A 19747-nucleotide genomic window follows, 5' to 3' on the forward strand; every position below is an offset into this window, starting at 1 on the left:
ATATATGTACAATGTATTATCTTTTCCTAATCGCCGGATTACCTATAATCACCGAGTCATCAGGATATACTCCGCAAACCACACTACCGGCTCCGACAATACAGCGGTCGCCCAATACAGTGCCTTTGCAAATAATTACATTCATTCCGATAAAGCAATCGTTGCCGATGCGTACCGGTTTCCTGCGGATGGCATTCCTGTCGTTCATTCGCCTTGCAGTAATATTCAGCGGATGAAAATCATTGTCCATTATGATCGTATTTACTCCGATTTGCGTATTATCGCCAATTTCAACCGACTCGAGTGCATAAATAGTGGTACCGGATACGGACACATTATCTCCGAGACGGATTTTTCCCCCGTCACGGGCAACAAGGATGGTACGCTGATGCATTCCTGCCAGATTGGATAATGAATGGCTGTTAATTACAATATTTCGTCCCCAGCAAATCCGGGATTTTCTAAAAGCATATACAACGGTAAATCCATTAAAAGAAACCTGTTTGTATAAACGAAATTTTTCTTTCCAGTAAATGAGATATAATAATAAAGTGCGAAGCATTTTAATGTAAGGTTATAAATCATAAATTCTGAACAGATCAAGATCTTCAGTATATAAATCTTTGATCATTTCACAGATGTTTTTCGGAATAACATATTCTTTTGCAATCTTTAGATTCTCATGGTATTCAGCTAAACCGAAAAATTCCAACAATTTTCTCCAATCCTCTTCATATAATCCTGCGTTCTTTGTCAACAATCATAATTATAATGATTCAAGTTAAAAAATTATCTTCCACACCTTTTTTACCCGACTCAGGATTTTAATTATATTTTTCCCGGGCATTACCGGATAAGTCGAGTAAGACGGACGTTTTAGATCCTCAAATGAAAAATATTTTGCCTTATTTTTATACATTATCTTCTTTTCAACAGGTAGATTCCTTATTTCACAATAGTTATATCTGCAATCAAGCACTTTAGGAGTATGAAGCAAATAATATTTATTGATAATCGATTCGTCATGCCAAATAGGCACAATATTATTTTTTAGATCATTATCGATCCATCGGTTACACGTATCACACATTTTCAGAAAAGCAGCAGTTGTTCCTCCAAGCAACGATCCCTGGAAATAATGTTTACCTTTCCAATATGGAATAAAAGCGAAAGACATTCGCCGGCGTTCATACGGACAGTTCCATTTATGCTGGTCAAAATACCATGTGTGCAATGCTCCGACCAATCCGTTTTCTTTTTCTGTAGGTAATATATCTTCTCCCACAGGGCACATAAACTCCATATTGGCATTGAAAAAGAATAAATAATCCATTTGATCTTCTAACTGGTTACGTATACTCAGAAACATTTCGAAACGCTTCATCGTATTACCCGGCCATCCCAGATTTTCCTGATGGATACGGTGTATATGCTCATTTTCAAATTCACCATAAATAGAAGGAGAATCCGTGAACACGAAGTATTCACGATTCCAGGAATATTCCTGGAGAAAGTAACGCTCCGCACTTAAATAAAAGCTCTTCCAGAAAAAGTCATAAACTCCCGTACAGATATAGAGAATACCTATTTTCATAATACTAAAACTATTAAAGATTAATAAACCAGTCCGTTTTTAATACCGAAGAATGCGCCAATAAGGTCGTTACTTTCGACAATCGCTTATGCAAAGGAATCATACGTACAAATAGATCTGTACGCTCCGTTACAGTCAATGCCAATTGTAAATCGGACAACAATTGTTTGATCTGTCTTAATAAATCGGCTTCATATATTTCCAACCGGCTGAAACGGGTTACTTTTTTGATATATCCGGTGAACTCCTGATCTCCCATTAAACGAAGCAATGAGTCCGGATCATGTTTCGGTTCAAGAATGATCCGGCCGACAGAAAAGCCTTTTCCTGATAACAGCCAGGCGGATTTGATCTCATTTACCTGTCCGGCTTCGTCACCGTCAAGCATAACAATGGCACATTGTGTATATCGGTAAAGTAAAGCCGCATGCTGTTCGGTCAGAGTCGTGCCACACAAAGCAACCGTATTTCTAAATCCGGCAGCGTGCATGGCAAGCACATCCTTATACCCTTCGGTGATATAGACGAATTTATGTTTACGGATTTCATCTTGTGCTTGATATAAACCGTATAAAATCTCACTTTTGTGGTATACCGGACTGGTTGACGAGTTTACATATTTACGGATGTCCGTTCCTTCGGTTTCTCCCCGGTAACGCCCGGCGAAAGCAACCAGCTTCCCCTGTTCATTACGAATCGGGAAGATCAAGCGGTTACAAAATTTAGCATAATCGGGTGGTAAAAAATAAGAGGCTACGCCCACTTCAAAGAAACTATAAGTCTCTCGAAGATTATCTTCTTCCGGGACATATTTTTCCAGAAGATCCAACACCATCCGGTGATTACGAAGCAGGGCGGTAATATGCATAGGACTGACAAGCTCCGGTTTATCTTTCACCACCGGGATACTTTTCTTTCTTACCGGAGGATATTTTACAGGCCGGTAATCATCCGTATCCGACAAACCATACCAGCCTGCTAATATCTTCAATGTCTGACGAAAATCGCAGCCCTCCATTTGCTGTACGAACTGGAACAGGTCACCACCTTCGCCGCAAGCAAAACATTTGTAATATTGCCCTTCCACATTAACATGCAGCGACGGATGCCGATCGTCATGGAACGGGCAAAGACCTACCAGAGTCTTTGTCGAACTTCCTCCGCGTTTCAGAAGAAGGTAGCGTTCCACTACCTCCTCCAAACGGGCAACTTGTTTTATTTGATCTTTCAGATTCATTATTTGCTAAATCACTCTCGGATCATAATCCGTCAGGCAAGTCATTGCCGGATTATACCGGAATTTAGCTATACCGGTAGCTCCATTGCGATTCTTGGCCAACAATAGCAAGCCAACGCCGCGAAGGTCTTCCTTTGTTTTCGGATCGTAAAAAATATTGTATTTCTCGGCACGGTAAACAAAGATCACTACATCAGCCACCTGTTCGATTGCACCCGAGTTACGCAAATCACTCAGTACAGGGAAATGAAGACCCTGCCTGCGGTCGACCTCACGGTTCAACTGCGCCAGCAGGATCACAGGGATCTCCATTTCCTCTGCCATCAATTTCGTTTTGCGGGCAATACTACCTAAAGCCAGATCGGTCGTTTCCTGCAATTGATTTTTCGATACGACGATATTGATCAGGTTCAGGTAATCGATGAACAAAGCACCCAGTTTCCCCTGCTTATTCAATACCTGCGCTTTAGCACGAATGTCGTCTATCGTATCCGACCCGCAATATTCGAGTGTAATCGGCAAACGTTCCAGTTCCTGCTGCGCCTGCTCCAATCGCAAACGGTCGGAAGCCAAGGTTCCTTTGAAGCGCAAACGGTCGGCATCAATACCACTTATCATCGACAACAAACGGATCACATTCTGCTCCTTGCTCATCTCCACGCTAAAGAAAACGACCGGTATGCCCTTCTTGGCCATACTGAGTGCCATCCACAAGGCCACTGCCGATTTCCCCATCGAAGGACGGCCGGCTATCACTGTCAGCTCCCCTTTATACAATCCGCCGGTCAGGGCATCCAGATCATACAGACCGAAAAGGATACGGGTGATCTTACCCGCTTCGCGGTCTGCCTGCTCCTGAAAACTCTTTTCCAACACACGTCGAGCCACCGATCCGGCCTCTTCCATCGACACCGAACGAGCCATTCCGTTGCGTAACCTTCCCGCCAAATCCTCTACTCCCGTCAGCAATTCCGGCAAGTCGGCGGAAGGCAGTTGCGCCTCCGTCTCTTTCTCCTTCAAACCGTTGACCAACTGGCGCAAAGTATAGCAGCGCACCAGCTCATCGGCATGAATACGGATATGGCTGTCGGTACGCACATCCAGCAACATTTCCGTAAGGAATGACAAACCGTTCAACTGCATATAAAGGCTGCTATCCAGACGCAGCATCTCATTTTCTACTGTCAACATGTCGACTCCGGTACCCGACTCTACTAACGACAGGATCGCACGGTAAACAAAACTGATCCGCTGGTCGCTGAACATGTCTGCTTTCAAACGACCGATTACATCGAATATAGCATCCGGACTGGTCAATAAGCCCGCTATCACGGCCTGTTCCATTGCCAGGTTGATGTTCGGGATTATTTCCCGCTTTGTATTCTGTGTTGTTTTCATCAATTCACCATTCCTTTCTGTCCGTTATTAGGGTTATAGAAATTCATTGCTTGTCCAAAGAAATCCCCTGTTGATTCATTTTCTGCCGGTTGACCGATAGGTGAAGGCAAATCTGTATTAACAGAAACCGGCTTCTGTCGGTTATAGTTGTTTAATGAGATCAGCTTGTAGTTTATCAGATCCTTAACCTGCAGAAAACCGGCAGATTTCAGACGGATCAAACATTTCTTTACCGTTTTACGGCACAAGCCTGTCAGATTCGCCATCTCCGAATACGAAGTGATCCATTCGCCAGCATGGCAAATAAAAGTAGCCTCATTGAAACATACCACCCCTTCACGGAAATAAACAAAAGTTTGTACACACAACAACACCCTGGCCAGATGGCGTAATTCTACATTATCGCCAAAAGAGGCTTTCAGCACATTTCTTTCCACTCTCAGATAACCACCTTTGCTACTACTACCCGGAGTCATGTTTTCATTACATTTCGTCATGATTTCTTCGTTTTTAATTAATAATTGAAGTGTCACAGGTAAATCCGCAGTAAAGTCACATCTTGCAATCAATGATTTTCATCACATCCAAGCCGATTACGATCAGTAAGGATTACATTCGGGGTTGCAGCTCTCTTTAATATAGAATAAATATTATTTATTATTAATACAAAGAGGCTTGATCAAAAATTAAAATCCGGACTCTCCCGCCTATTTACCTGATGCGGTAAATATACAATAGCCTGTCCTTTGGGCGGAGTACACGAAAAAACAAGAAAACAAGAACAAAGCAACCTCATTCCCAACTGATTAATAATTTATTTCTTGTTTTTTTGTGTGGGGATAATATTCTTAAAAGATTTTAAATCCTCTTCATATTCCGGAGGCATTTCGTAAAACCATCGCCGGATCGTAGAACGTTCTTTCTCCAAGGAAAATACTTCATAAAGTGTATCGGCCAACTCTTTCCTATTGCATCCGAAAATACCGGACTCGAATAACACCATCACTACAGCAATAAAAAAACGGGGATAGTTTACTATTCTGCACGGCGTATAATGCATTAGTTTTTCATACCCGAAATACTGTATGATCGTATCACGGTATTTCTCAAAGAAACGTCGTGCAAATTTATGCCATTGTTCATTATCAACTTCATCCGATTCGCGTAAAAAAACGGCTGTCTCCATAATTGTTTTTACCGGATCGGGTTGTTGTTTTACATTCTCTCTGAAAGTAGGAAAAGATAACGGATCCCCTCCCGCAAGCCTTGATAAAATTTTTTATCCATATTGTTGTATGTATTAGGCCGGGAATGAGTTGCTTATTTCTTAAAAAAAGTCCTGACTTTTGATTTTAAAAGTCCCTTATTTTGAATTCAAAAGTCAGGTCTTAACATTTCAAAACACCCTTATTTTAAAAGTCTGGTCATAACCGAACGAATTAGGCGATTATCTAATCCGATCGATTTAATCTTCATGTTCATTCTTTTTTCCAGAATCTTCCTATTTACATACATTTTGCTATTCCCATACAGCCTGAAAGTATGATCATCACATTGTATATTACTTAAACTGAACGCATAGTCGAATATATTCAGTATCAGGTCATATTCCGAAAATATATACCAAAAACAGTCGGTGAAATCAAAGCTAGACCAGAAATCGGTGAAATAATAACGTATTTGCTTTTTCATATCTAATTTTTTTTTCGATTGATTATATTATTTGTTGTTTCGGGTAATAATTGATCCGGATCAGGCAGATCCCGGTCATATCCCCAAAAGAATAGCCATAGATATTTAAAACAGCCCGGCCAATCAGAATGGGTTCTGATTGGCTTTAACCTCGAGGTTAAAGCTATCCATTCTTTAGGACATTGAACTGCATTTTCTCTCATTCCCTGCAAATGATACCAGAACCAGCCTCCCAAAAGCATAGGAGCCTCGTACTTCATCCTTTCAATTGGGATTTTCCAGCCGGAATAAGTCGTATAAAAAGTATTCTCTGTTATACGAAAAATCAAATGGTCGGTTACTCCGTTAAACGGAAGTTTATTCAACAGATAAATTCCCCATCTCCCCTGTTTGTATCCCAGATTGATACCGGACAGAGATAATGCGTACTTATTGTTAATAATCTCTTTTAACAGATAGATTTCGTATTGCTTATCGACCATGCTTCGAACTCCCGGTATCAATGACAGCAAATCCACTTTAAATAAGGCCGGACATTTCCTGACTGCAATCCTATATATTTTGGCATAAAACTTTACGAGATAATTCCCAAACGATATTCTGACCATTCCCTCCTTACGATAAGCATCACAAAATCGTTTCAACTTTTCAGCAAAATAAATTTGATCGCTGTCGATCTTCATCGCATAACGATAGGTGGCCTTTGATAAAGTATAATTATAATAATTACATAACTTATGGACGGAAGTATCGGGTAGGGAAAAAGCATCTCTCGTTTCTTCCTCTGTCAATCCGTGACAAAAGACCGGAGGAGCATAATAATATACTTTGATCTTATCCGGATACTGTCGTTGTTTTTGCCGGATAAGATCAGGAGCATTATCCGTACAGTCCTGATAGCAGATTATCAGTTCATCCAGCGCAGTAATACAAGAGTCGATACAATCCGATAAAAACTCTGCATCGTTTTTTACGCGAAGCAGTCCCGATACACCGATAGGACGCTCTTTCTTCAGAAAAGACATATCCACCAAGTAATCCTCACTATTATAATACCCGACCATATTATTCATTTACTATCCTCAGATTTTCACGGGCCAGCCTCGGATTCTGCGGAAGGGATTTATGGAAATAAGAAGTTGCCGTTTCTTTATCGCCATCCATCAATGACAATACGCCCAGATTATTGTAAGCACGCTGATCTCCTCCGACCTGATTGAAAAAGTAACGGGCAGACTCTTTATCCCCCTGTGACAAAGCGGCTGCGGCAGCATTCAACTGAACGACAGCACACGAAGGATAGGTATATGCGGCCAGTTCATATACCTCACGATATTGATCCGTCCCCGGACGGTATAGGGAAGCAGTACGAAGAAAATCTGTCAAAGAGACTTTTTCCGGTTCATTGTAAATCTGTTCTATCAACAGAGCTTTGTCGGTAGAAAGAATCTGTGACTCCGCTTCTACCGTAAGTTCCATGCGACGCAAACGACCGAAGAAACTCTTTTCAATGTCTTTATAGACAGCTCCGTTATCCATTGCACGGATCTGTTTACGGCGGCTGTCGGGATCGTCCGTCAGTTGGAAAATTGCCAGTACACGGCTACTATACTTCTTATCCGATTTAGCAATGAGTTCTTTCAAACCGTCCCAATCCTCACCTACCCAATCGACTGTTACAAGGCCATTATCGGGCAAATTGAATTGCTTCAGTAAGTAGGTCTTGAATTGGATGGAACGGTTTCCAGCCAAGCGTTCGTTTTCTTTCGTGCCACCATCGGGAGAGGCATAGCCGGTGATACGGATTTTTGTAATACCACCGTCGCCGGATTGTAGAAGAGGCTTTAGATGTTCGCCCAGCTTTACCAATTCAGCTTGGTTATTGCCATATTTGGGATTGACCGATACACCCCCTGCCGGATAATCGACATAAACGGAAATATTCTGAGAAACTATCTTTGGAGCCAGTTCTTCATCCGGTGTGATATAGTTGATCATCCGGTTGTAAACGGATTGGGCATCGATCTGTAACTGGGGAATCAGGATACTCCTCGCCGGCTGTCCGACCGGATTGATTATCTTATTTTTATCACCTGAAGCAGTTTGTTCCTGACGTGCCACTTCATAAACATCGTTTGTAACTGCTTGCTTCTGTGTATTACAAGCCGGTAGAACCGCCAGCAAACCAAAGCCGGCTATTCCTTCTAAAATTCTTTTTCGCATGATTTATTAATTCTTTTGAATATTCTTTATTATCTGGTATAAACAATTCTTCAGGTTTGGGTAAATCACTTCGATATGCCCACCAGAACAACCAGGTTCTTTTCATAAGTCCAGGCCAGTGAGCAGATCTGCTCACTGGCTTCAGTTTCGGAACTGAAGCTATCCACTCTTTAGGGTATTGGGGCATACAACTTCTCATTCCCTGTAAATGATACCAGAGCCAATCACTCTTTAGCATTGTTTTATTATACCGCATAAGTTCAATCGGTATTTTCCAGTCCAGAAAAGTTATATAAAAAGTATCTTCTGTTATTTCAAATATTAAAGAGTCCATCATCCCGTTGAAGGGCAATTTATCTAAAACATAAATACCCCATTTTCCTTATTCATACCCCATATTTATGCCGGACATCGACAAGGCATATTTATGATTTATAATTGTTTTGATCTGATAATCCGTATATTTTTTAGCGATTAGACGACGGGTAAAAGGTATATAGGATAATATATCCAAATAATAAAAATAGACACATTTACTAATTATATGGTAATAGCACTTCGCATAATATCCAATCAAGTAATCACTCAACGACATTTTAACGGTTCTTCTCTCCGGTAAGCATCGCAATACAATTTCAGTTTTTCGGTAAAATAAATCTGATCACTGTCTATTTTCATAGCATACCGATAAGTAGCTTTCGACAGAGTATAATTATAATAATTACAGAGTTTATGAACAGAATCATCTGGAAGAGAAAAAGCATATGCCAGTTCTTCGTCCGTCAGATTATGGCAATAAACGGGAGGAGCATAAAAATAGGCCTTAATTTTATCCGGATATTGCTGCTGCTTTTCATGAATAATATTCGGTGCATTATCCGTACATTCCTGATAGCAGATGATCAGTTCATCCAAAGCACCGATACAGGAGTCGATACAATCCGTTAAGAACTCAGCATCATTTTTTACACGCAACAATTCGGATACTCCAATCGGACGCTCTTTCTTCAGAAAAGACATATCCACATAATAATCTGCACTATTGTAAGCACCTTTACTGCAAAGAGGACAGGTGCATTCGATTTGTTTTTTATTTTCACACATGTTTATTGAATATCGAAAGATACTTTATTTTTCTGTATCAAAGATGAAAAATCAGCAGGATTAAGGGTTGGTATTAATTTTGAAAGTTAAGGATTTTACTTTTTCTCAAATGAAGTACTTCTGAATTTGGCAGTTATTTTCAATGTTGAATGTTCAGTTCTTGACAGTTTTAAATGTTTCAATTCTTGACAGATGTGAATGTAGTGTCGTTGTCTTCATGGCTTTAGCCTCGTTTCAATTGCCGTCAGTTTTAACTGACGGTTGGGTAATCTCTACTATGATTGGCTTTAGCCAAATTTCTTTTAACTTTGGCTAAAGCCATGAAAAACAACATCATCTGAACCGTCGGTTAAAACCGACGGCAATTGAAACGAGGCTAAAGCCATGGAAGACACAGATACTATAATAAGTTCACATCCTAGTTTCGAGCCTCACATTCTTCTAGTTTCGAGTCTCATATTTCCTATTTTTCAAATAATCCTTCAACTTCCGATATTCATCTTCATATCCGAAAGCAATAAAGTCTTTTTTATATTTCCGGTATACGAGCCAAGCCGTAAAAGGGGTATAATAATCCATCCAGTTTCGATCAGTAAGGGAGGCAGCCCGATTACTATGAGACAACGGCAATAAATTGAAACGCTCACGAATCGACTTATACTCTTCATTCATATGTTCCACTTTTCCTGTAAAATCAACCAGACATCGACCCTTTTTATCATATATCAGGTTGTATTGTCTAACAAAATGAGCTTCAGCCTGCTCATTAGGAATTAAGTAAATTCTTATGATAAACTGATTAAAATTGCGCACCTCCAACAAATTTCTGAATCCTTCCCAACAAGGATCACCAGGATGTTGGATACATTTATCCTCAAAGCAGGAAACCAAACGTTCATAAGGATTCCGTACAAATGTAAACTTATAGTAATCATTCATTTCAGCAGACAGCTCTCTCACAGAAGGTACATATGCATGAATATTCTGCCGCTCTCCAAACATTGATTTCTTGATCGAAGTACATGCGACTTTAGGATTATTGAGATAGACTAATTTTCTATCCACATCATAAATAAAATCTCTAAAAAATACTTTTTCTGCTCTACTGTATTTTTTGTACAAAAAGATAAGCTCTCTAATGCATTTATAAACATTCCTCATAAATTCTGTTTTTATACTATTTCAAAAACCTTTATTTTATAATCCTGCCAATAACCGAACATGACGCCAGAAAACCATCATTTTCTCCAACTCACAATGATAAAATCCCTCAAAACTATTTCCATACGGCCAAAAAGGAGCCTGCATCTTTTCCAGGTAGGCCGTGTTCAATTTTCGGCCAGATGATAAAATAATCCATCAATCTGTAAGGTATTTTCTTTGCCATATCATACTTCATTTTATATTTTCACTAACTCTTTCGGGTAGCAATCATACAAGGATGAATATTTAAACCGAATGTACTGTCTAATTTTAATTCTTCGTTTTCTATTTCCTAAGGCTCTCCCAGAAAGCAGACAATCTGCCGTACCTGCAAAGGGGTGAACTTACGTTGGCCTTTGTGCCAACCGGCTTCTGTGAGAGCGGCTGTCAGATGGGGATTATGATTGATCCAGCGTTTTAATGACTGAGCAGCCGATCCTGGCTGCAAATCCGGATTATACAATAAACCTAACTCTGTAAATCCATAACTCTTGATGGGGAATTTTTCTTCTCCGGGATAATCACTTGCTTTCATAATGGTTGTTCCTTTATTGATTTATATGCTATAAATTTACTGAAAAGGCTTCATATATACAAACTTTATCACAATTCATTTCATTGTTTTTCAATGAGTACACAATCATCTTTCATCTTATTGTTCAGTGCCGTTCATAACCGTTATTTTGTTCACCTGCACACTCTCATCTATCCTGCATAATGATTAATAACACCCATTTTCTTTAGAAATAAATAGACCAACTTTTCATAGGCCAGACGACACTCAATCCAGGAATGAGGTAATAATCTTTTTCTTCCCGGAATAGTTCTTTCCTCCTGAATTGACGTACTGAATTTATCCCATTGCTGAACGACAACCGAAGGAAACAAAGAATAAATATGAGCACCCCACTTACGAAACAAATGCCAATCATCTGCTACCCAAAAATAAGGAGGTTTCTTTTGTAAAAATAATCGGGCAGCACTTTTATTTAATAAATAAGCAGTTGTAAACAATGCACTATAAACAGCATACAAATCATATTTACCATAAAAAGAAGAGTTACTTCCAATAGATTCGAAATCTGCATGCAACAACAAAACAACCGGGTCAGAACTATTCATAAATTCCATTACAGATTTTATAAAAAACGCTGAAAAAACATCATCTTTGATGTAGGCATCATCTTCAAGGATCAATGCAAACTCATATTCAGACTCTAACAGAAGTTTATAACAATTCCTATGACTCAAAGTACAACCTATCTCACCGGGAAGTAGAGTCCGTCCATAATATTTACGAAATTTATTTTTATCGAACAGACGGTCTTTTTCATTATCAGACAATATTTTTCCATAAATAGCTTTTACCATTTCAACATCCAGACAAGGATATTTTACAGTTTCCGCCAAAATGTTTTTTCTCCGTTCATGTTCCTGCGGAAGATTTATGATATATGTTTTTATCTGCTCCATATTTTTCAGATAACTGATCCGTGTAAATTTGAAATATCTATAATTTTTCGACAGATATCTAACGATTCCGGACGATGAGATATGATCAATAAAGTCAAATCCGGACATTCTTCCGACAACTTGATTATAGATTCGTTAATACTATGTTCGGTGTTTTCATCCAATGAAGAAGTAGCTTCGTCAAACATAAGAATATCTACTTTTTTATACAGAGCACGTGCTATACCCAAACGTTGACGCTGGCCTCCCGACAATAGACTTCCTCCTTCTCCGACCGATGTGTGGATACCTTCAGGTAAAGTCCTCACAAAACGATCCAGCGATGCCAAACGTAAAACCCGATCTATCCGCTCCATATCCGGGTTATTATTGTCTAGTCCCATAACAATATTGTCTAGCAATGATCCTTCTATCATAAACAGTTGTTGTGATACATACCCGATCCTACTTCGCCATGCTGTCAACTTATCGGCAGACAAAGCGACTCCGTCTATATAAATACCTCCCGAATCCGGTTTCAGGAATCCCAGTATCAGATGAAATAAAGTAGACTTTCCACAACCGGATTCGCCCCGGAACCCAATAAAATCTCCTTTATTGATCACCAAAGAGTATTGATTGAATACTTGTTTTTCCTTACCATACGAGAAACTGAGATCGCGGATATCGATAGAATGCCGGAATTCAATCGGATTTTGCTCTGTTGTTCCGTTATAAGCCAGATCCGATTCAAGATCAGACAATACATTGAATGCAAATGTATTTCCTCTTATATTGAACAGATATCCGGTACTTCGTATAATACCCGGCAACACCCGGTAAACAGCAATGGCAAACACTCCGACAATCATTCCCAGAGTCGGGAACTCAAACAATTGCGTAGCTATGATCAAAACAACTAGAGAGCAGATAATTGCAACTTCTAAAACCTTCTGCAAGGAATTATTCAATAATAAATTACGTACCTGTATAAAGTTTTGCTCATTTAATAAACTGGAAAACCGCGCGATACTTTCCGAAAAAGTGTTACTCATTTCCATGTCCGTAAATCCGATAAAAGTCTGTTGCAGCAATTTCCCTTTTTGAGGTGCCAACAAATAAAGTTTTTCTCCATATAGTTTTATCCGAGAACGGGAATAGCGGTAATAAACTAACGTGATCGGGACAAACGTCAACACGACCAATAAAAATACATACACATTGAAAGTAATCAATCCAACCAGTATAGAAATTGTAACTAATATCTCACACGTTAGCTGCGTAAAAGGAACAAAATAGCCCTGAATCACGTTAGTTGCAACACTGTTAACCTGGTTAATTAATTTATGGCTGTTATTCTGTTTGATAAACAAATACCCTTTGGCATAATAGCACCGGTATAACCGGATGGATAAGTAGGAAGATATCGAAAATAACCGTTGATTCTGCCTATACTGCAACCAGGTCGATAAACCTACACGAAAGATTGAAAAAAGCAAAACCAACCCACAAACGAAGAATACAAAAGAACTGGAGTTTTCGAACCCAGCCCAATTATAGAATAAAGCCAAATAATGATTTTCCAGCAATGTCTTTTCGTTCAACACCAATAATAAAACAGGCAATAAAACACCTGTACCTAACAAATCCAAAACAGACATGAGAAAGACGGACATGCCAACGCCCCATAAACGCAATCTGTATGAATGCGGTAATAAGTTGTACAAACGCACTATCTCCAAAGGTATCAATCGTACCATATATCACTTATTATTATTTATATTTAATACCCTATTACATTCTGATAATAACAACCACGGAAAAAAACAAAAATAGGCGCCTCCCGCAGTTAAATGAGCTTCAAAGAAAAGATGAAAGAAAAACATAAATAACAACGCTCCTAAAAGATATCCGTTCATCCCGATCACTTCCTTTTTATAAGAAATATATATGAACCGAATATAAGGAATGAAAAAAGAGAGAAAACCGACTAATCCCATGGATGATAGAAAAAACAACCAGGCACTTCCTGGTTCGATCAGACCTGTCTTTGTATTCACAATACTCGATTTGGCGTACTCTGTATTTATAGTGGCAAATCCCACACCAAAAACAGGAAAAGCTTTAAATTCAATCAAACGATCATCCCAGGAGTTATCCCGCGTACTGGTTATACTACCACTCTTTACACTACTTTCCATTTTATCACGAAACCTTTTCGTTAGCGGCCACCAAATTGAAGATGTAACGGCTAATAATACAAGAATGGAAAAAAAAATCTGTAATAATGATATTACTCGATGACGATAAATACGGCTAAGTAAAAAAATTATCCCTAAAATGCTACTGACTATAGCCGACCGGGATCCTGCAAGTAACATAATTGCAAAAGAGATTAGAGCGATTCCTATTTCTTTATAACGGCTCGTTGCCTTATCAGATACATAAAACCGATATAAACTGTATATCAATGATATACCTCCTAATGGCCCCATTAACATAGAGTGATTGGTAATTCCTTCAAAACCACTGATACCATTGACCTTTTCCCAACCGATACACCAGGCCCCAAAAGATATAATAACGACCCAGCGAATAGACAATAACGTATATACAAATAGCAATCGTCTCCAAGCCAGTATTACAGGATTTATAACAAAAGGTCCTACTGTTAAAATGATAGCTAAATAAGCAAATACCCTATACCATATCTTATAATAAGCAGGTATATCATTTACCCATACAGATAAGAAGATGACAGACAAAAAAGGTAAAAAAGTATATAAGATCGTAGCACCGCTCCGTAAGACAAACCAGATAATAACGCCCAAAAAACTACTGTAATAAATAACATCCGGTATACTGGGCAAATAAGGAATGACCCTTGTAAGCGAAAGAAAAAGGATGTAGGGTAATGCCATACGGGCACAAAAATCAATAGAAACCCGAGTCATTTCAATAATTTTAAGATAATATCCACTACTTGGGACGGGGTTACTAAATCTGATAATTCCCTACTTTTTTTCCCCATTTGCAACCATTGAGATTCCGGCAAATGAATAAAATGTTCAATGACCCGACGAATAGAGTTTTTATTTCCAGGCTTGAACAAATAACCATTTTCTCCGTCTTTTACGAAACAACTGACAGCACCGCAACAATCGGAGGCCAGGATCGGTAAACTGCAGCAAGCAGCTTCGTGAATAACCAAAGCCCAGGGTTCAAAGATCGACGGCAAGATAAATGCACCGGATTGCAGGAATTCATGTAGTAAATCTTCCTGCGACATAAAATCCTTAATTTCAACATCTGGAAAATCTTCTTGTCTTACACATTCCGGCCCATTACCGATCAATGTTAATGTCCATCCTTTCCGATCCGGTATGGAACACCAGGCTTTCAATAAATAAGTCAGACCTTTCTGCTTTGAAAATCTCCCGATATACAATAAACGTCGCGGATATTTTTCTTTTCGGACTATCAAATCAGTCTTATGAAATAAATCGACATCAGCCGACAAATTATGCATCAGGATCTGTTCTGAACGGAAACCTAACTTACGGGCATAAACTACCTGCGGTTCGCCTGATACAAACAGATGGCTGAACCAACACCGATGACGGAAACGAGCAGTTAACACATTCCACCACTGTGCCCCACCTCTCCATTGGGTATCACTACCGGCTATAACCGGAATTTGCATATCGCGGCGGATATAACTGCAAACTTCATTATACCCCGAATCCATCCAACCAGCCGTCCAAACCAAATCCGGACCTATTTTTTTTACAAATGTATAGAGATGATCCGCACTCCAGAAAGAAGAACGGTTGTAGTAAGTTATCCCTTTTTCCATCGGGGGATAATAAGGTGTCAACTTATTATTATCCCATAAAACAACATGTACTCTGCATCCTTTTTCAACCAATGTTCTAAAAATGATTACATTGTAAGGCATTACTTCTGTATATAGGACTAGTATCGCATACATTTCCTTAATCTTATTTTGAATTTATTTTTTTAACTGCCGGTAAACCTACATTACTTCTGATGATGAACTGCCCATTCATTTAAAGATTTACTTAGTGCACCCCCCAATAATAAATCGATCACCAGAAGAAGATTTATATTACAGATATCCACCAACCAATAATTCAGGATCAATAAACCTATTGTAAAGATCAAAACCAATCCGGTAGCCTGAAGATGTGTCATGCCGGTAGCCAGGCATTTATGGTGCAGGTGATTCCGGTCGGCCAGAAATAACGGACGATGGTGCATCGCACGTACCAACATGACCCGAAGAGCATCAAACATCGGAATAAATAGTAAGGTAAAGGGGATGACCAGGTTCTTTACATCAGGATCTGTTTCTGAGATATATAGGGGAAACTTTATTATTAAAAAAGATAACAAAAACCCCAACGATAAAGAGCCGGCATCCCCCATAAATATCTTACGGTCTCTGTGCCCCCATATATTAAAGTAAAGGAAAGGAAGCAGACAACCGGCAGCTGAAAAAGCCAACATCGAATATAACCATAAATCTTTTTGAAAAAACATCCAACCGATTACAACAAATGAAAAAGTACTCCCTCCTGCAGCCAATCCATCTATACCGTCTATCAGATTAACCGCATTCGTTATAAATACAATCAACAAGATTGTCAGTGGAACGCCCACATACACTGGTAGTTCATACAAACCCAACAAACCGTATAAGTTATTCAGATAAAAACCTGATATAGGAAGCAGGGAAGCAACCAGAAACTGGGTAATAAACTTTTTACGGTAACGAACACCTATCAAGTCGTCCTCTATTCCCATCATAAATAAGAAAAGACAACCTGCTGCTAAAAATAAAAATTCCAGAAGTATATTTCCTGTTAATTGTTCGTTTAGAGGAAAACCTATCAGGTAGCGGTAGCCGACTACTAATGACATCGACAGGACAATAGAAGGGAAAAATGCAATACCTCCCAAACGAGGGACTTTCTCTTTATGACTTTTCCGGCCATTGGGAACATCATACAACTGTTTACGTTTGGAAATCTTCATTATCTGTGGCAGAAAAATAAACGAGAAAATAAATGACAGAACCAGACAAAGAAATATGGAGAATTTACTTTTCAATGGTTCGCCGTAAATAATACCTATAATAGCTAATAATGAAGCTGTTAACATGTGTTTATTGTTTGAGGGTTGATATAACAAAGGTCGTCAGTCCCATTCCTACGGGTGACATACTAGTGCTTTATATTTTGACCCTTATTTATGGAATAAGGGTCATTGGGTTTAAATCACTATATATCAATCGGATAAAACGAATAAGATCAAGCGCATATAAGAAAGGGAAGAGAAAATTTCGGTTATTAATGCATATGAATAATATTCCAGAATGATCTATATCTGAAAAGTAAATGAGTAAAAATCCGGGAATATAGCTGATAGTGTTTATTTAGTAAAATAATATTACAAAGACCCCGCATCTTTAAATAAACGTCAATAAATTCATTTATGACTGTTTTGTGTTTCTGCTAAGTTCAGTTAATGAATTTACGGCAGCAGAGCTTGAATTTTATAATGATTTCATTTATAGCATGTTTAGTATCACATTTTCGTGAAATACAGCTAGATTATTATAAATTTAGTCTTTTTTAAGAGACAAAAAATTCTTTTGGCTAAAGATTTATCCATTTAATTTTTTTACATTTGCAGCGTTTAAGATTTTCAAGCCATTTGGTAGTATAGGGTATAAATATTACATTATTTTTCTACTAAATTATTGGCAATGACCCTTATTCCATAAATAAGCGTCAAATTTTAAATTCGGATCCCGAAACCAACTTTTCCACAAAGCCAATGATTTTCAAATTAGCTCGTGAAATGATCGTTTGATCCAATTTCTTCAAGTAATAATTTGTAGTTTTTTCTGATGTATGTCCCAGTGCCTGTCCTATTGCTGAGGCTGAAAGAGCATGATTTTTAGCACACATTGCCCAGGAATGACGTGCCACATAAGACGTTAATTTAACCGGAGTAGAAAGCCTATCACCGATTGCCGACAGACGACGGTTATAAGTGCGTAATGCTACTTTATACTTTTCATACGAAGCAGATTCGTCTTCCAGAACCGGAAAAAGCAGTGTCGAATCCTCCCTTTTATACTTATCCAATAAATAACGCATACCTTGAGTGATCGTTACCCTGATTTCAGTCTTTGTCTTGATACGGTAATAGACTATTTCATTTCCCCGTATATTGGCTTGTGTCAGATGTGCCAAATCGATAAAAGCCATTCCACATGCCATAAAACTGAATAAAAAGAGATCACGGGCAAACGTCAGGCGTTTATTACCCTTCAGATCCATACGGGTAATTTCTTTGATCACCTGCGTCCCTACGGAACGTTTATAGGTGGATACCGGCTTTATATGCAACTTGCGGAAGGGATGTTCCTCCGGCTTCACCAGGTTGTCGGCAACAGCAGCGTTATAGGCTGCACGAAAAGTACTGGTGTAGTTGCTGACTGAATTACGACTCAATGATAAAGATTGTAACCGGGCAATGAAATCCTGAACCAACCGGGCATTCACCTTCTTTATACTCAGATTTTCTTTTTCCAGGAACATTGCCAGCTGATGGCGGGTTGCCTTATATAACCCGGCTGTCCCCTTCTTACCCGATTCATACTTAGCTCTTTCCAGATACTCCATATAACTCAACAGGTATCCGGGAGTTTTCTTTTTAGCTTTCTTCTTTTGTAATGTTTCCATAAATTTACATCGAACATTTATTTACACGACTAATTTGCCGCACGTTGATTAGCAAATATATCGAAACTTACGAAGAAAAAATAGTTTTCAATCCGGATTTAAATGTAAGAAAGACTATTTAATAGAAGTATTTTATACTTTTACATATAAAAAGAATAAGATGATCAGGAATAGATTTATAGCAGCCCTTTTTATTTTAAGTCTCATATTACCTGTAACGGTAAAAGCAGGACAAAAAGAGTTGGAAAAACAATTACAGGAAGCGATAGCAAATAAAAAAGCGCAAGTAGGCATAGCTATCATCATCAATGGGAAAGATACGGTCACAATAAATAATAACTGCCGGTACCCGATGATGAGTGTATTCAAGCTGCACCAGGCTTTAGCTGTTGCCGATTATTGCCAGAAGAATGGCATATCTTTGGACACACCTGTTTATATCCGCCAGGCAGACCTGAAGCCGGATACGTATAGTCCGCTTCGTGACAAGTATCCTGAAGGGGATATCTCCCTTTCCATAAAAGAGTTGCTGGAGTATACGTTGCTTTTGAGTGACAATAATGCATGTGATATCCTTTTTGCCCAGGCCGGCGATACCAAATCCACCGATAACTATATACGCAGTTTAGGTCTCCGGGATTTCTCCATCAAAGTGACGGAAGACGAAATGCATCAAAACGAAAGTACTTGTTACGAGAATTGGAGTACCCCGCTCGAAACGGCCAAATTGATAGAATTATTAGTGACTAAAGAGCTATTCAATAAAGAAAGCCAGGAATTTATAAAACGTACAATGATTTCCTGTGAAACGGGAAAAGACCGGTTGCCGCTTCCTCTTATGGTAACAAATGCAATTATCGGACATAAGACAGGGACAGGAGACCGCAATAGCAAAGGCTTGTTGATCGGTACCAATGACGTCGGCTTTGTTTATTTACCGAACAGACAAAGGTACACGATCGCCGTTTTCATCAAAGATTCGGAAGAAAGCGAAAAAGCCACATCCGAAATCATTGCAGATATATCACGGATAGTCTATCAATATATGGGATGTATATAGATCACTTT

At 38.9% G+C, this 19747-nt stretch carries 20 protein-coding genes; 1 reads left to right on the forward strand and 19 read right to left on the reverse strand.

Features of this window, described 5'->3' with window-relative positions:
• Positions 1 to 16: 16 nt before the first annotated feature.
• The 19 genes from HMPREF1536_RS20765 to HMPREF1536_RS20855 form a co-directional block, all read right to left on the reverse strand.
• Positions 17 to 562 (reverse strand): acyltransferase, encoded by a 546-nt coding sequence (locus HMPREF1536_RS20765; protein ID WP_028729235.1) that lies wholly within the window; start codon positions 560 to 562, stop codon positions 17 to 19.
• Between the two features lie 12 nt (positions 563 to 574).
• Entirely contained in the window at positions 575 to 757 is a 183-nt protein-coding gene (locus HMPREF1536_RS28270) for a hypothetical protein (protein ID WP_150115641.1), read from the reverse strand.
• 24 nt (positions 758 to 781) lie between these two features.
• Positions 782 to 1594 (reverse strand): family 6 glucosyltransferase, encoded by an 813-nt coding sequence (locus HMPREF1536_RS20770; RefSeq protein WP_046149335.1) that lies wholly within the window; start codon positions 1592 to 1594, stop codon positions 782 to 784.
• Between the two features lie 13 nt (positions 1595 to 1607).
• Positions 1608 to 2831, reverse strand: a complete 1224-nt coding sequence (locus HMPREF1536_RS20775) for a DNA primase (RefSeq protein WP_028729234.1) — start codon at positions 2829 to 2831, stop codon at positions 1608 to 1610.
• Between the two features lie 6 nt (positions 2832 to 2837).
• Positions 2838 to 4229, reverse strand: coding sequence for a replicative DNA helicase (locus tag HMPREF1536_RS20780; RefSeq protein ID WP_028729233.1), 1392 nt, complete (start codon positions 4227 to 4229; stop codon positions 2838 to 2840).
• A complete protein-coding gene (locus tag HMPREF1536_RS20785; RefSeq protein ID WP_028729232.1) occupies positions 4229 to 4726 on the reverse strand; it encodes a hypothetical protein in 498 nt (165 codons plus the stop codon). The genes HMPREF1536_RS20780 and HMPREF1536_RS20785 overlap by 1 nt, the downstream gene beginning before the upstream one ends.
• A gap of 317 nt (positions 4727 to 5043) precedes the next feature.
• On the reverse strand, positions 5044 to 5415 hold the full coding sequence (locus tag HMPREF1536_RS20790; protein WP_028729231.1) for a hypothetical protein: 372 nt from the start codon (positions 5413 to 5415) through the stop codon (positions 5044 to 5046).
• Between the two features lie 508 nt (positions 5416 to 5923).
• Positions 5924 to 6994, reverse strand: coding sequence for a hypothetical protein (locus HMPREF1536_RS20800; protein ID WP_081693393.1), 1071 nt, complete (start codon positions 6992 to 6994; stop codon positions 5924 to 5926).
• Positions 6987 to 8144: a tetratricopeptide repeat protein gene (locus tag HMPREF1536_RS20805; RefSeq protein WP_028729229.1), complete on the reverse strand. Its 1158-nt coding sequence runs from the start codon at positions 8142 to 8144 to the stop codon at positions 6987 to 6989. Before HMPREF1536_RS20805 ends, HMPREF1536_RS20800 begins: the two co-directional genes overlap by 8 nt.
• Entirely contained in the window at positions 8080 to 8481 is a 402-nt protein-coding gene (locus tag HMPREF1536_RS27975; protein ID WP_157395731.1) for a hypothetical protein, read from the reverse strand. Before HMPREF1536_RS27975 ends, HMPREF1536_RS20805 begins: the two co-directional genes overlap by 65 nt.
• Positions 8482 to 8729: 248 nt before the next feature.
• Entirely contained in the window at positions 8730 to 9248 is a 519-nt protein-coding gene (locus tag HMPREF1536_RS26740) for a hypothetical protein (protein WP_028729227.1), read from the reverse strand.
• Between the two features lie 441 nt (positions 9249 to 9689).
• Complete coding sequence (locus HMPREF1536_RS20815) at positions 9690 to 10409, reverse strand: sulfotransferase family 2 domain-containing protein (RefSeq protein ID WP_044193127.1); 720 nt, start codon at positions 10407 to 10409, stop codon at positions 9690 to 9692.
• A 334-nt stretch (positions 10410 to 10743) separates the two neighbouring features.
• Complete coding sequence (locus HMPREF1536_RS20820) at positions 10744 to 10986, reverse strand: DUF4248 domain-containing protein (RefSeq protein ID WP_028729226.1); 243 nt, start codon at positions 10984 to 10986, stop codon at positions 10744 to 10746.
• A gap of 170 nt (positions 10987 to 11156) precedes the next feature.
• The gene (locus tag HMPREF1536_RS20825; protein WP_052349893.1) at positions 11157 to 11924 is read right to left on the reverse strand and encodes a glycosyltransferase family 25 protein; all 768 of its coding nucleotides are present in this window, start codon (positions 11922 to 11924) and stop codon (positions 11157 to 11159) included.
• A gap of 5 nt (positions 11925 to 11929) precedes the next feature.
• Complete coding sequence (locus HMPREF1536_RS20830; RefSeq protein ID WP_028729225.1) at positions 11930 to 13663, reverse strand: ATP-binding cassette domain-containing protein; 1734 nt, start codon at positions 13661 to 13663, stop codon at positions 11930 to 11932.
• A gap of 3 nt (positions 13664 to 13666) precedes the next feature.
• Complete coding sequence (locus tag HMPREF1536_RS20835; RefSeq protein ID WP_028729224.1) at positions 13667 to 14857, reverse strand: O-antigen ligase family protein; 1191 nt, start codon at positions 14855 to 14857, stop codon at positions 13667 to 13669.
• Positions 14854 to 15894, reverse strand: a complete 1041-nt coding sequence (locus HMPREF1536_RS20840; RefSeq protein ID WP_028729223.1) for a glycosyltransferase family 4 protein — start codon at positions 15892 to 15894, stop codon at positions 14854 to 14856. The genes HMPREF1536_RS20835 and HMPREF1536_RS20840 overlap by 4 nt, the downstream gene beginning before the upstream one ends.
• A 50-nt stretch (positions 15895 to 15944) precedes the next feature.
• The gene (locus HMPREF1536_RS20845) at positions 15945 to 17087 is read right to left on the reverse strand and encodes a glycosyltransferase family 4 protein (protein ID WP_028729222.1); all 1143 of its coding nucleotides are present in this window, start codon (positions 17085 to 17087) and stop codon (positions 15945 to 15947) included.
• 632 nt (positions 17088 to 17719) lie between these two features.
• The gene (locus tag HMPREF1536_RS20855) at positions 17720 to 18679 is read right to left on the reverse strand and encodes a tyrosine-type recombinase/integrase (RefSeq protein ID WP_028729220.1); all 960 of its coding nucleotides are present in this window, start codon (positions 18677 to 18679) and stop codon (positions 17720 to 17722) included.
• A gap of 163 nt (positions 18680 to 18842) precedes the next feature.
• On the opposite strand from HMPREF1536_RS20855, the gene bla reads away from it, so the two are divergent.
• Positions 18843 to 19739, forward strand: a complete 897-nt coding sequence (gene bla, locus HMPREF1536_RS20860; RefSeq protein ID WP_374938060.1) for a class A beta-lactamase, subclass A2 — start codon at positions 18843 to 18845, stop codon at positions 19737 to 19739.
• The last annotated feature ends 8 nt before the right edge of the window (positions 19740 to 19747 follow it).

This window comes from Parabacteroides gordonii MS-1 = DSM 23371 (genome assembly GCF_000969825.1).
GTDB classification, from domain to species: domain Bacteria; phylum Bacteroidota; class Bacteroidia; order Bacteroidales; family Tannerellaceae; genus Parabacteroides; species Parabacteroides gordonii.

Bases quoted from the DNA above. Each gene is read 5' to 3' on its own strand.
- HMPREF1536_RS20765 (WP_028729235.1), bottom strand. From the start codon at position 562: ATGCTTCGCACTTTATTATTATATCTCATTTACTGGAAAGAAAAATTT.
- HMPREF1536_RS20770 (WP_046149335.1), bottom strand. From the start codon at position 1,594: ATGAAAATAGGTATTCTCTATATCTGTACGGGAGTTTATGACTTTTTC.
- HMPREF1536_RS20775 (WP_028729234.1), bottom strand. From the start codon at position 2,831: ATGAATCTGAAAGATCAAATAAAACAAGTTGCCCGTTTGGAGGAGGTA.
- HMPREF1536_RS20780 (WP_028729233.1), bottom strand. From the start codon at position 4,229: ATGAAAACAACACAGAATACAAAGCGGGAAATAATCCCGAACATCAAC.
- HMPREF1536_RS20785 (WP_028729232.1), bottom strand. From the start codon at position 4,726: ATGACGAAATGTAATGAAAACATGACTCCGGGTAGTAGTAGCAAAGGT.
- HMPREF1536_RS20790 (WP_028729231.1), bottom strand. From the start codon at position 5,415: ATGGAGACAGCCGTTTTTTTACGCGAATCGGATGAAGTTGATAATGAA.
- HMPREF1536_RS20800 (WP_081693393.1), bottom strand. From the start codon at position 6,994: ATGAATAATATGGTCGGGTATTATAATAGTGAGGATTACTTGGTGGAT.
- HMPREF1536_RS20805 (WP_028729229.1), bottom strand. From the start codon at position 8,144: ATGCGAAAAAGAATTTTAGAAGGAATAGCCGGCTTTGGTTTGCTGGCG.
- HMPREF1536_RS27975 (WP_157395731.1), bottom strand. From the start codon at position 8,481: ATGATGGACTCTTTAATATTTGAAATAACAGAAGATACTTTTTATATA.
- HMPREF1536_RS26740 (WP_028729227.1), bottom strand. From the start codon at position 9,248: ATGTGTGAAAATAAAAAACAAATCGAATGCACCTGTCCTCTTTGCAGT.
- HMPREF1536_RS20815 (WP_044193127.1), bottom strand. From the start codon at position 10,409: ATGAGGAATGTTTATAAATGCATTAGAGAGCTTATCTTTTTGTACAAA.
- HMPREF1536_RS20820 (WP_028729226.1), bottom strand. From the start codon at position 10,986: ATGAAAGCAAGTGATTATCCCGGAGAAGAAAAATTCCCCATCAAGAGT.
- HMPREF1536_RS20825 (WP_052349893.1), bottom strand. From the start codon at position 11,924: ATGGAGCAGATAAAAACATATATCATAAATCTTCCGCAGGAACATGAA.
- HMPREF1536_RS20830 (WP_028729225.1), bottom strand. From the start codon at position 13,663: ATGGTACGATTGATACCTTTGGAGATAGTGCGTTTGTACAACTTATTA.
- HMPREF1536_RS20835 (WP_028729224.1), bottom strand. From the start codon at position 14,857: ATGACTCGGGTTTCTATTGATTTTTGTGCCCGTATGGCATTACCCTAC.
- HMPREF1536_RS20840 (WP_028729223.1), bottom strand. From the start codon at position 15,894: ATGTATGCGATACTAGTCCTATATACAGAAGTAATGCCTTACAATGTA.
- HMPREF1536_RS20845 (WP_028729222.1), bottom strand. From the start codon at position 17,087: ATGTTAACAGCTTCATTATTAGCTATTATAGGTATTATTTACGGCGAA.
- HMPREF1536_RS20855 (WP_028729220.1), bottom strand. From the start codon at position 18,679: ATGGAAACATTACAAAAGAAGAAAGCTAAAAAGAAAACTCCCGGATAC.